Raw genomic sequence first — 11720 nt, forward strand, 5'->3', positions numbered from 1 at the left:
CAGGTTCCAGTTTAAGCCTGATTCATCTATTCAACACGGACCAGCATCCCTGAGGGTCCCTTCCTGAATGATGCTCTTCCCCTGAGCTCAACCCTATCAGGGAGCCTGCCCCCTGCAGCATCGATTATCATGCGCCCCATGTTCCTGTCAGTGAGTCTTCTGAGGCCTATGTAGGGTGTTGTTATCCTTGAGTTTATCTCAATAAGGTATGGCCTGTCTGCAAGGATAAGGTCAACTCCAACGTATCCCCTCAGACCCCCTATTGACTCGACCGCCCTGGCGGCCACCCTGAAGGCCTCCTCCATCATCTCATGGTCCATGGGTGTGTATCCACCATCATACTCCAGTGAACCGTTATTCATGATGATGTTCTGTTTATTAAGGCTGAAGGGCAGCGCCCTCCTGCCATCTGCCAGCAGACTGACGCTCACAGCCTCCCCCTCAATGAACTCCTGGATTATCATGTTATCCTGGACATCGATCCCTTCTCCAGGTTCAAGTATCCTTATGCCCTGGCATGCTACTCCATCGGATGGTTTCACTATGACCCTGGAGTCCACTTCACCGAGATCATCTGCACCGTAGGTCTCTGGAAGCGGCACCTTTCCCCTGAGCACCCTGAAGGTCTCTGATTTATCCGAGCACAATCGCACAGCCTCCGAGTCCGATCCCAGGAGAAGCACGTCTGAGTCTTCAATGATCCTTGTCAGCCTGTAAAGTTCCATGTCCTCCTCAGCGGCTATGAATATGCATGCATCGAAGCCTTCAAGGTTCTCCCTGAGCCATGCATCAATGGGGGTGTCGATGAGTACCGGACTGAAGGGTGATTTCAGTTCAATGTCAGAGAACCTCTCCGAGAGCAGGAACTCCACATCAAACTCACTGAAGTCTGCAAGAAGGGCCTCGAGCATTGATTTCCCCTCAGGGAATATCTCAGGGTCATCAATACCTGAGGCTGTGGCGTATTCAAATACAAGGAGCTTCAAGGACGCCCCACACCCCTGAAGGTTATACCAGCCTCCCTGAACCTTTCAGGGTCCAGCACGGGCCTTGTGCATATGAATATTCCCCCCTTTATCATTTCGGGGGTTATATCAAGGTATTCGCTGTGGTCCGTCATCAGGACGGCGCAGTCCGAGTCAAGGGCCTCCTCAAGGGTGACGGGCTCGGCACCCATGGATCTTATAAATTCAGGGTTAACATGGGGGTCATTTACAAGTACCTCAGCGCCCTCTGCAAGCAGTGATGCTACAAGTGGCTTTGATGGCGTCTCCCTTGCATCCGCAACATCACCCTTATATGCAACTCCAAGCACACCGACGCTTGAACCCCTAAGATCCTTGCCTGCAGCCTTAAGGGCATCCCTGATGATTTCAAGGACATGGAAGGGCATTGATTCATTGACCTCCCTGGCTGTCCTTATAAGGCGGGCCTCGGCACCCCTTCTCTCGGCCATTTCAACTATGAAGTAGGGGTCTATTGAGAGGCAGTGGCCGCCCACTCCCGGACCCGGTGTGTGTATGTTGACCCTGGGGTGGTGGTTGGCTGCCTCTATTGCCCTTATGGCATCCACGCCAAGGGCCTCGCATATGACGGCCAGTTCATTTGCAAGGGCGATGTTGGTGTCCCTGTAGGTGTTCTCCATGAGCTTAACCATCTCAGCTGTCATTATATCATCAACAATTATCACCTCACCCGAGGTCATCCTCCTGTAGAGTTCAGCCGCCCTCTCAGAACTCTTCCTGTCAATCCCTCCTATCACCCTTGCATTGTGCTGCATTTCATAGAGGGTGTTGTTGGGGAGGGCCCTTTCCGGTGTGTAGGCAAGGCCGAAGTCCTCTGAAACCCTGAGACCCGTACTTTCAAGTATGGGCAGTACGACCTCCTGACATGCGCCAGGGGGCACCGTGCTCTCCACTATAACAAGATCCCCTTTTTTAAGACCCTTTGAGATGGTCTCGGCTGCTGATATGACCGCGGAGAGGTCTGAGGTTTTATCACTGTTTACGGGTGTGGGTACAACGACTATCATGACATTTGATTTTCTTGCAGCCCCAGCACAATCTGTGGTCGCCTGGAGCCTCCCCATTCCAACGACTTCCATGACGAGTTCCTCCAGTCCGGGCTCCATTACGGGTGATCTTCCAATGTTCACCTTTTCAACGGTCTCACTGTTTATATCAACACCAGTGACATTGAATCCTGCCCTTGCAAATAGTGCTGCCGTTGGAAGACCTATGTGGCCCAGTCCGAATACTGCTATCCTGTAATCATCCAAGATAATACCTCCCTGATTATCGTGTCTCAATAAGGACATGGGTTCCCCTAAGGTTCACCCCTTCAGCAGGGAAAACGGGTTCCCCCTCACAATCGTATATCATCCTTATAACCGCATCATGTCTCCTTCTGAATTCTCCTGCCGTGACGTCCTCATCAACCCGGACAAGTTTCCTCCTGAAAGACCCTGTAACCTCACGGGGAGGCTCCATTCCAAGTCTTCCCTCCCTGTAAAGCCTAATGGTTTCATCAAGTATCCTCTCTGATGCGTGACCATCACCGTAGGGGTTATCAGCCTCCATCATCCTGTCCCTGAATTCAGGGTCCTCCAGTATCTTCCTGGCCGTTGATATGATTCTATCCCTGTCTGCTCCCACTAGGATGTTGCCCCCTGCATCAACGGTCTCGGGACGTTCTGTGTTGTACCTGAGTGTCAGGCAGGGTACATTGAATGTTATGGCCTCCTCCTGGAGCCCCCCTGAGTCAGTCAGGATCATGAATGAGTTTGAGAGCAGGAGAAGGAAGTCAAGGTAACCCATGGGTTTATGGATGGAGACATGGTCAGCCTCCATGAGCTTCCTGTAGAGTCCCTGCTCCTCAAGGTTCTTCCTTGTCCTTGGATGGACAGGGAATACTATCCTGAATTCCCTGAGTTCAAGGACAGCCTCAATGATCGATCTGAGCCTCTCAGGGTTATCAACATTCTCTGCCCTGTGGAGGGTGAGCACCACCAGCTTCTCATCATCCTGAAATCCTGAAAGGACCTCTGAACTCCTGGAGGCGATTTCAATGTTCCTTAAACATGCATCGACCACGGTGTTCCCTGTTATGAAGACGTTATCCGGGTCAGCGCCCTCCATGAGGAGGTTTATGCCTGATTCCTCAGTCGGGACGTAGTAGAGTTTTGAGCAGGCATCTGCAACCATCCTGTTTATCTCCTCTGGCATGGTCCTGTCAAAGGATCTGAGGCCAGCTTCAACATGCCCCACCGGGATGTGGAGTTTCACCGCTGCAAGGGCACCTGCAAGTACCGCGTTGGTGTCCCCCTGGACCATTACTATGTCAGGTTCTTCCTCTGCAAGGACCTCCTCTATGCCCCTGAGCATCTCTGCAGTCATTTCACCATGGCTCCCTGACCCGGCCCCTATATTGTGGTGAGGTGATGGGAGTTCAAGGTCGATGAAGAACTGGTCAGACATTTCATGGTCATAGTGCTGACCTGTATGGATGAGTGTGAATTCAAGGCCGCGCCTCCTGATTTCATCTATGACCGGCGCCATCTTGATTATTTCGGGTCTTGTTCCAAGAACAACAGCTATCTTCATGTCAATCACATCATGCATTTTTTATTTTCTCCTTCTCTGAGCCCTGTACTGATCTATCAGTTTAAGTAGCTCTTCTTCTTCCCTTTTCTTTCTCTTTTCATTCAATCTGTTTTTCCATTTTTTTATTTCAGTATTTAAATCTTGAGTTCTGACCGAACCGAAGTCGTTGTATATTTCTACATCGATTGATCTGGCAGATATTACAGGGATATCGCCGTCTTCAAGGACCTCAAGGGCCTGGTGTGACATTTTATCCTCTGTGATTATTGCCCTTGGACCTATATCCCGCAGTATGCTTGCTGTCTGTGAACCTCCACCCTCCGGGCTTCGCAGGAGGAGGACGTCACCCCTCTTTATCTTCCACTTCGAGCATGCCCTCCTGATCCCGTCCCTTGTGAAGGTGTCAATTATCTTGACCGGTGTTTTATCAGGTGAAAACTCCATGTCCCTTATCCTAAGGAGAGAGTCCAGGTTCCTTTCAAGGGCCATCCTCCTGGATTTTTCCTCATTGTACTTCTTCTGGAGCTTGTCTATGACCTTGAGCTTATGGGAAAGTTCCCTGTTCAGTAGAAGGTCCCTTGAGTATTCATAGTGGAGTCTATCAAGCTTTGACTTCAGCCTTGACTTCTCATCCCTCAGTTCCCGGATCCTCTTTTTGAGTGACCTGTTTTCATTTTCAAGTTTCTCGATAAGCAGCCTCTGGTGCTTTATGGTTGACCTCTGGGTCCTCAGGGTCCTTTTAAGTTTATCTATGTCAGCCTCTGGTTTTTCCCCCGCCTGCTCCCTGATAACCTCCACGGGTTCCTGCTTGTCGGTTACAAGCTTTATGGCCTCTGCTACCGGTTTACCTGTTATAACAAGGCCCTTGATCTTCAGTTCATCAGCCTCACCTATATCCAGATCCTCAAGTTTTTTTTCGATCTGCCTGAGTTTCATTTCATGGTGCCTGTAGGCCCTTACCGCTGCTGCAAGGGCATCCCTTTCATGGGAGTTCTCAGGGGTGGATTCTGAGTCGCTCAGGAACTCCGATACAAGCTCGTTCTTGAATGATATCGTCAGGACCCTTTCAGGAGTGCAAAGTTTTGCATTGAGCATTGAAGCTATCCTTCTAACGGCTTCAGGGGCCGGGTGGACGTCTGATGCCACCACGATCGCCCTTCCATGCTCTATTATCCTGTTTATAATATCCGATCTTGAGGCCTCCTTCATGCTCCCCAGGTAGAGCAGCCTGCCCCTGAGGTCAATTATTGCAAGTCCGACCGTGAGTCCCGGGTCGATGCCTGCAATGATGAAGGGTTTTCCATTTTCAAATCTTTCAGGGCCTTTATCCTGCAGCTTATTACTCCTCCATAATATTTCCATGCTGTGCTTGTGAATGATACTCTGTCCAATAAAATATTTAGAGTTTCGGGACACACAAAGACTCCGCAGAGAAACCCACACCAACATTTAGAGTTCCAGATACACAAACACTTCCGGAGAGGTACATTCACTTCCATGATTCCTGATTGGGTTAATCTTCAGGTAACATCTGCTTTAGTTCCCCTGCAGCATCAAGCATTGCGCCCCTTACCATGGACATGTCCCGGTATTCCATGAATTCTGCTTCAAGCTGTGACATGAACCTCTTGATTGCATATTCATCGTGGCGGAGCTTTATCTTAACCCCGTACTTCATGTCCATTAGTATGAGGTTCCCCGGCGGTGCAGGTTCTATGAATATTCGCTCCTCTGTATCGAGGAGTGAAGCCACCTCTTCAGGTGACATTTCACCACCTGAGACCCTTAAAAGTACGCTGACCATCTTCCTGACCATCTGCCAGAGGAAACTCTCACCGTAAACATCGATGACTACCGCCTCCCCAGAGGATGATACTCTGACATCATTAACCTTCCTCACAGGGTTCCTTTCAGACCTCTTGGAGAAGTTGCTGAACTCATGGGTCCCCCTGAAGTACCCTGCAGCCTCCATCATTGCATCAAGCTTCTCTACATGGTCCCTGTGGAGGATGTACCTGTAATGTCTCTCCAGGGGGTACCTGACCTTGAAGGGGTACATTACTGAGGCCCATGCAAGCACCCTTATATCTGCAGGTAGAAGGTCGTTTATCTGGTTAACCCTCACATCCTCCTCTGTGAAAAAGGTCACGTAATTCCCTAGGGCATGAACACCCCTGTCTGTTCTTCCAGCTATCTGGAAGCGCGAATCCCAGGGGCCCTCAATGAGACCCGCCTCTTTAAGGGCGTCCAGGAGCTTCTCTTCTACTGTCGGCACATCTGGCTGTCTCTGAAATCCATGATAACCTGTCCCGATGTATGCAACCCTCAAGAGTATCTTCCTCATACAGGTCACCCTCCTATAATTGATGTAGCATATGGATCAGATTTTATAGGGCAATAACTAATAACAGTATGTGGTCCAACATGTAAACGGTAATCTCCTACTGTACAAATCTCCATGTTATCTGAAGCTGACACCTGAACATCAAGTTACAGTATGGGATGATGGGGTGTTATAATGAAACGTCTATGGGGCTATCTGAGTATCATCACTGCAACGATTTTCTTTGGGATTTCAGCAACCCTTGACAAGATCATGCTCTCTGAGATGCACCCTGTCACTATTGGAGCCTACACCTACATCATTGCAGGTTTATTCCTGTTTTCAGTCCGGCAGTCTCCCCTCGGTGAGCGTATAATCAGCATACTCAACAGTGAAACCCTTTCAGAAAGTGATATCACCAGAAGGGACTATGCTGTACTATTTATCACTTCCCTCCTTGGAACGGTGATTGCCCCCATAATCTTCCTCAATGGTCTTAACGATACAACGGCGGTTAATGCATCACTTCTTCTGAACGTTGAGGTCCTGTTCATAATCATCCTGGGTTACATCATCTTCAGGGAGGTGCTCAGGTCAAAGGATATCACAGGCATATTACTTATTATAACCGGTGCAGTGCTCCTCGTAACGGATGGCCACATCCCCCATGTCGACATGATCCTGATGGGTGATATCCTTGTTATCGGGGCTGCCTTTTTCTGGAGCCTTGACACCGTTCTCAGTAAATTCTTAAGTAAAAAGAGGGATCTGGTACTCGTATCTGGAATTAAAAGCCTCTTTGGCGGAGTTATACTCCTGCTCCTTATCCCCCTCCTTGGTTTTAACCCTGGAATGCCCCTGCATATGGTTCCATATGCACTCGCCGTGGCTGTATTCAGTATTGGCTGCTCATTTATACTGATCTACACTGCAATAAGGGAGCTTGGCGCATCAATGGTGGGGGCTCTTTTTCCATTATCCTCACTCTTTGGAGCCATATTCGCAGCCATCATACTCCAGGAGCCATTAACAGTCCTGGATGGTATCTCAGGGGCTGTGATGCTGGCAGGTGTATTCATACTCTACTGGAATGGTAGATAATGAAATGATCATGGTTCGGCAACGACATCGAACTGGCAGAAGGAGTATCCATTGGTCCAGCAGCGCCTTTCATAGGCATCAACCCTTAAACCAAGGATCTCTGAGAGGGCGCCGCTGATAATACCCGCTTCAAAGAAACAGATAGGTCTCCCGATGTTTGGAAGGCCCGAACACTCTATGCACTCATAGACCCTCACATCCATCCTGAGGTGTTCATCCTCCTCCCTGGAGACAACATCCAGGATCCCCAGTTTCTTTTCAACCATGAAATCCCTGAGGGATTCCAGGTCATCCACGAGTCCCTCCCTGATAAGACCTGAACCGAGGTTCATCCCTCCAATGTAGGAGACCCCCCTGGCGGATCCTGCAATTATGTCCGGAATGTTGAAGTGTCCGAACCGGAAGCTTGAGACATAATCAGCATCATGTTCCGATTCTGAAAAGAAGTTCCTCTCTGGCTTCATAAGGTCTTTGAACTCTATTTTATCCTTTAATGGTTTCCTGGGACCCATAAGGATGCCGTTGGAGGTTTCAGCCATTATCTCCCTGTCTGAAAGTTTACGGTAGTGTGAAATTATCCCCCTTAACCCCTGCATGGTGCGTCCCCTGCATCTACTGTTACATTTATCACATTGATGATCCTGCCTTCAGCAGTTTCCACCCACATATCTCTACTGTTATATTTATCCTATGGATTCCTAAATATCTTTTCATCTGGTTATGCTCATGGATGTAGGGTGTGAACCTAACCCTAAAAGTAATGGTGGCAGTGATAGGATGAGTTTTCAGAAAGACAGAATGCTTATAATACCCGCTGTGGATATCAAAAACATGAAATGCGTTCAGCTTGTGCAGGGAAAGCCCGGAACAGAGCAGGTGGTGATTGATGATCCTGCCTCTGTTGCAGAGAAATGGGAGTCCCTCGGTGCGGAGACCATTCACGTCGTGGACCTTGACGGTGCCCTCGGCTCAGATAAGAATACCGACATCCTTGAGGAGATAGTGGAAAGGGTTTCTGTGCCCCTTCAGGTTGGTGGAGGTATAAGGGACAGTGACTATGCAGGCAAACTCCTTGAAATGGGCTTTGAAAGAATAATAATCGGGACGATGGCCATTGAGAAACCAGGGACCGTGAAGGAGCTTGCAGAAGAGTACGGATCCGAACACATAATGGTCTCCCTCGACAGCCGGGACTCCAGGGTCGTGATAAAGGGCTGGACAGAGAAGGTCCCCTTCACTCCCGTGGAACTGGCTGGAAGGCTCCAGGAGGAGGGTGCCGGAAGCATACTCTTTACAAATGTTGACTTTGAAGGGCTTCTGAAGGGCTTTGACGTTAAACCGGTCCTTGAACTTGTTGAATCCATTGAAATACCCGTTGTGTACTCCGGGGGGGTCAGCAGTATCAAAGACATTGAACTTTTAAGTGGAACAGGTGTTGCAGGGGTTGTTATTGGCTCCGCAATCTACAGGAAAAAAATAGACTTCCAGGAGGCCCTCAGGTACCAGGATCCGGGTATCAGGGATGAATGAGGTGGGTTCATGAAGACCGTCATGGCTACAGGTACCTTTGACATAATCCATCCAGGCCATGGATTCTTCCTTGAGGAGGCAAAGAAACTCGGTGGAAGGGATGCTAAACTCGTTGTGGTCCTTGCAAGGGATTCAACGGTTCGTGCACGTAAGAGAACACCTATAATCAGTGAAAGGCAGAGACTTGAAGTTGTAAGGATGCTTAAACCCGTTGATGAGGCCTACCTTGGCAGTGAAACCGACATGTTTGAAATCGTCCACAGGATAAAACCCGACATCATTGCCATCGGCCCTGATCAGAAATTTGATGTTGATGAACTCAGGGATGAGCTGAGGAAAAGGGGACTTGAATGTGAGGTTAAACGGGTCAGCGCATACCTGAAATCAGAACTTGACAGCACGTGCAAGATAATCAAAAAAATCAGGAGCATGGACTTTGATGAGAACTCCCTCAGAAACTGTTAAACTCCTGCACTCAGAAACCATTAAAAATAAATAAAGGGGTGTGTATTTTAGAAGGGTAATTCAGCATAAACACCCTTTATGAATACGCTTGAAGTGTCCCAGTTCTTTATTGATCCCAGTGTATTGGAGAAGCTTGTTGCATCAGCATCATACCATTTTCCATTGATATACAGCTGTCCCCAGACATGCCCATAGGTGTTCCCGCTCCTGAAGACACAGTTTCCATGCATGTACCTTGCGGGTATCCCTGCAGCCCTTGAAAGAGCCACCAGAAGGTGTGTGGTCACAGCAGTTGGCTGTCCTGTACCTGAGTGTCCCGATGGCACCGTACCTTGTGTTGTAGTAGAAACTGTAGTCGGTGTTATCACGTACATAGGTGAAAATGTTCACAGCCTTCTCATAGACTGAAGTCGCGTTAGCTGTGAGTCTCTGGCTTAAAGAAACTATTTCATCATCTGAAACCTGGCAGTTATCTGTTTCCTGTAGGTAATCCCCAAGTTTAGCATAGCCAACCCTTGAAACCTTTTTGTATCGGGTCTCTGTAACCCACTTATAGTCCTTTCTGTACCTTGTCACATAGCTGTAGCTGTAGACGTAGCGGACCCTGTATTTACCCTTCTTATAGTAGTAGGTCTTAACAGGGGTCCTGACCTTCACAGTATATGGTTTCATGTAGGAGACCTTCACCCTAACCTTGTAGGGCACGTATTCATTGTATGTGTAGTTAACCACCGGATGCTGATGTGCTGGATGCAACGGATTTACTTGTTGCATTTGCTGTTACATTTGAAGCCGTTGTGTTTGAGTCAACGGCACTTACACCGGCAGGCAATACCGCCACTGCAAGAAGTAGCAGCATCGCAAACATCGAGTGACGCTTAATTTTACCGCCTCCATGCATGAAGGGAAGTCACTTGAAATCCCCTCATGATCAGCTAAAAATGTCTGTGCACACATTTATAAATTTTTGCCCTTTAAATAATCCCTATATAATATACCTTTAACGGTAGGGTCCAGATGATGTTCAATACAATACATCGAAAAGGAACCGTACACTATAAACATCCAGAAACACTATTTAATAGTTATTAATATATTATCTTAACTGAAGTGAAGGTGATTAGCATATGATCAGCGTGGGTATTATCGGAGCCAGTGGATACACCGGCGGGGAACTCTTAAGGTTACTTGAAAATCACAGGGATGTTGAGGTCGTCCATGCAACTTCAAGGCAGTACAGCGGTGTTCCTGTCTCAAGGGTACACCCCCACCTGCAGGACACTGACCTTAAATTCCAGGACATGGACCCCGGGAGGATGGATGCGGACGTGATATTTACGGCCACGCCCCACGGGGCATCCATGAAGATAGTCCCCGAGATAATTGAAAGGGGCATCATGGTGGTGGACCTCAGCGGAGACTACCGCTTTGAGGATACCGGGGTCTATGAGGAATGGTACGGCATGAAACATGAGCACCCCCTTGATGCGGTATACGGGCTTCCCGAGATCCACAGGGAGAAAATCAGAAAGGCTCAGCTGGTTGCAAATCCCGGATGCTTCCCAACAGGGGCCATACTGGCATGCCTCCCCCTTGTCTATGAAAAAATCGCAGACACCTTCATCATCGATTCAAAGACCGGTGTGAGCGGTGCTGGTGTCAAGCCGACATCACTCACCCATTACCCTGAATGCAGCGACAATGTGATACCCTACAATGTCACGAGCCACAGGCACACACCTGAAATAAGGCAGGAACTCTCAAGGATAAACCCGGTAAGGCTCAGCTTCACACCCCACCTTGTACCCGTAACAAGGGGCATACTCACCTCAGCCCACACCTTCCTCAGGGAGGACCTTGAAAGTGATGAGCTGATGGAGATATTCACGGGATTCTATGATGGGGAACCATTCGTAAGGGTCGTTGATGGCATCCCAAGGTTAAGTGCTGTCAGGGGATCCAATTTCTGTCATATAGGCTGCTTTGAGGTTGATGAAAACCAGAGGGCGGTTATAGTATCGGCCATAGACAACCTTGTTAAGGGGGCCTCGGGTCAGGCCGTCCAGAACATGAATATCATGTGCGGACTCAATGAGGTTGAGGGTCTTGACTTCCCTGGAATGCACCCGTGATAATATGACAGAAAATTATATTATAAATAAGGCCCAAGCCCTTTAATGGCTGATGGATCAGAGTGATATGATGAAGACCTGCATAACATATTATTCAAGGACAGGTAACACTGCAATGGTTGCAAGGACACTTGCAGAGGAACTTGGAGCGGACATAATAGAAATTAAAGATCTGAAAGACCGTGAAGGATTTCTAAGCAGCTTTAAATCATCAATAGATGCCATGAGGGAATCAAAAACACGTATAAGTCCCGGAAAGGTGGACATGGATGATTATGATCTCATATACATTGGTTCCCCCACATGGGCCGGTAAACCCGCCCCTGCAGTAATAACCCTCATAGACACCCTCAACTTTATGGGTAAGGATGTGATCCTCTTCACAACCATGAGCCGCCAGGGAGGCGAGGGTGTTATAGAGAGGATGGGCGAGAAGATAAGGGCCCGTGGAGGCAGAATAATAAACTCTTTCATGATAAAGACCGGTGGAAAAGAACTCATTGAAGTTAAGGAGGACACTTTAAGGGTTATATCCGAAAAGGACCTCCTCATCTATGAATCCTAGGG

General features: G+C 48.5%; 12 protein-coding genes and 1 pseudogene. 5 read left to right on the forward strand and 8 right to left on the reverse strand.

Annotation, left to right across the window (positions count from 1 at the left end; translation table 11 throughout):
• Positions 1-26: 26 nt before the first annotated feature.
• The 5 genes from N5910_RS06215 to truA all read right to left on the reverse strand — a co-directional run bounded on the left by N5910_RS06215 (position 27) and on the right by truA (position 5946).
• Positions 27-986, reverse strand: a complete 960-nt coding sequence (locus N5910_RS06215) for an ATP-grasp domain-containing protein (protein ID WP_261599425.1) — start codon at positions 984-986, stop codon at positions 27-29.
• A complete protein-coding gene (locus N5910_RS06220) occupies positions 983-2278 on the reverse strand; it encodes a nucleotide sugar dehydrogenase (protein WP_261599426.1) in 1296 nt (431 codons plus the stop codon). The genes N5910_RS06215 and N5910_RS06220 overlap by 4 nt, the downstream gene beginning before the upstream one ends.
• A gap of 16 nt (positions 2279-2294) precedes the next feature.
• Positions 2295-3602, reverse strand: a complete 1308-nt coding sequence (wecB, locus tag N5910_RS06225) for a non-hydrolyzing UDP-N-acetylglucosamine 2-epimerase (protein WP_074359785.1) — start codon at positions 3600-3602, stop codon at positions 2295-2297.
• Positions 3603-3623: 21 nt separating this feature from the next.
• Entirely contained in the window at positions 3624-4964 is a 1341-nt protein-coding gene (locus N5910_RS06230; RefSeq protein ID WP_261599427.1) for a DUF460 domain-containing protein, read from the reverse strand.
• Between the two features lie 151 nt (positions 4965-5115).
• Complete coding sequence (gene truA, locus N5910_RS06235) at positions 5116-5946, reverse strand: tRNA pseudouridine(38-40) synthase TruA (protein ID WP_261599428.1); 831 nt, start codon at positions 5944-5946, stop codon at positions 5116-5118.
• Positions 5947-6120: 174 nt separating this feature from the next.
• Here truA and N5910_RS06240 point away from each other — a divergent pair, with 174 nt between their 5' ends.
• Positions 6121-7026, forward strand: a complete 906-nt coding sequence (locus tag N5910_RS06240) for a DMT family transporter (RefSeq protein ID WP_191216052.1) — start codon at positions 6121-6123, stop codon at positions 7024-7026.
• A gap of 8 nt (positions 7027-7034) precedes the next feature.
• Here the strand turns inward: N5910_RS06240 and N5910_RS06245 are convergent, their stop codons facing one another.
• A complete protein-coding gene (locus N5910_RS06245; protein ID WP_191216053.1) occupies positions 7035-7622 on the reverse strand; it encodes a V4R domain-containing protein in 588 nt (195 codons plus the stop codon).
• Between the two features lie 181 nt (positions 7623-7803).
• On the opposite strand from N5910_RS06245, the gene hisA reads away from it, so the two are divergent.
• Positions 7804-8556, forward strand: a complete 753-nt coding sequence (gene hisA / locus N5910_RS06250; protein ID WP_261599429.1) for a 1-(5-phosphoribosyl)-5-[(5-phosphoribosylamino)methylideneamino]imidazole-4-carboxamide isomerase — start codon at positions 7804-7806, stop codon at positions 8554-8556.
• Positions 8557-8565: 9 nt separating this feature from the next.
• The gene (locus tag N5910_RS06255) at positions 8566-9021 is read left to right on the forward strand and encodes an adenylyltransferase/cytidyltransferase family protein (protein WP_191216054.1); all 456 of its coding nucleotides are present in this window, start codon (positions 8566-8568) and stop codon (positions 9019-9021) included.
• 47 nt (positions 9022-9068) lie between these two features.
• Here N5910_RS06255 and N5910_RS06265 read toward each other — a convergent pair.
• Both N5910_RS06265 and N5910_RS06270 read right to left on the reverse strand, forming a co-directional pair.
• Positions 9069-9795, reverse strand: a pseudogene (locus tag N5910_RS06265) (transglutaminase-like domain-containing protein).
• Positions 9746-9880, reverse strand: a complete 135-nt coding sequence (locus tag N5910_RS06270) for a hypothetical protein (RefSeq protein WP_255477750.1) — start codon at positions 9878-9880, stop codon at positions 9746-9748. Before N5910_RS06270 ends, N5910_RS06265 begins: the two are co-directional and overlap by 50 nt.
• 268 nt (positions 9881-10148) lie before the next feature.
• On the opposite strand from N5910_RS06270, the gene argC reads away from it, so the two are divergent.
• Both argC and N5910_RS06280 read left to right on the forward strand, forming a co-directional pair.
• Positions 10149-11153 (forward strand): N-acetyl-gamma-glutamyl-phosphate reductase, encoded by a 1005-nt coding sequence (gene argC, locus N5910_RS06275; RefSeq protein ID WP_074359168.1) that lies wholly within the window; start codon positions 10149-10151, stop codon positions 11151-11153.
• A 70-nt stretch (positions 11154-11223) separates the two neighbouring features.
• Positions 11224-11718, forward strand: a complete 495-nt coding sequence (locus N5910_RS06280) for a flavodoxin family protein (protein WP_074359788.1) — start codon at positions 11224-11226, stop codon at positions 11716-11718.
• Positions 11719-11720 lie beyond the last annotated feature (2 nt).

Source organism: Methanothermobacter wolfeii (genome assembly GCF_025397995.1).
Taxonomy (GTDB): Archaea; Methanobacteriota; Methanobacteria; order Methanobacteriales; family Methanothermobacteraceae; genus Methanothermobacter; species Methanothermobacter wolfei.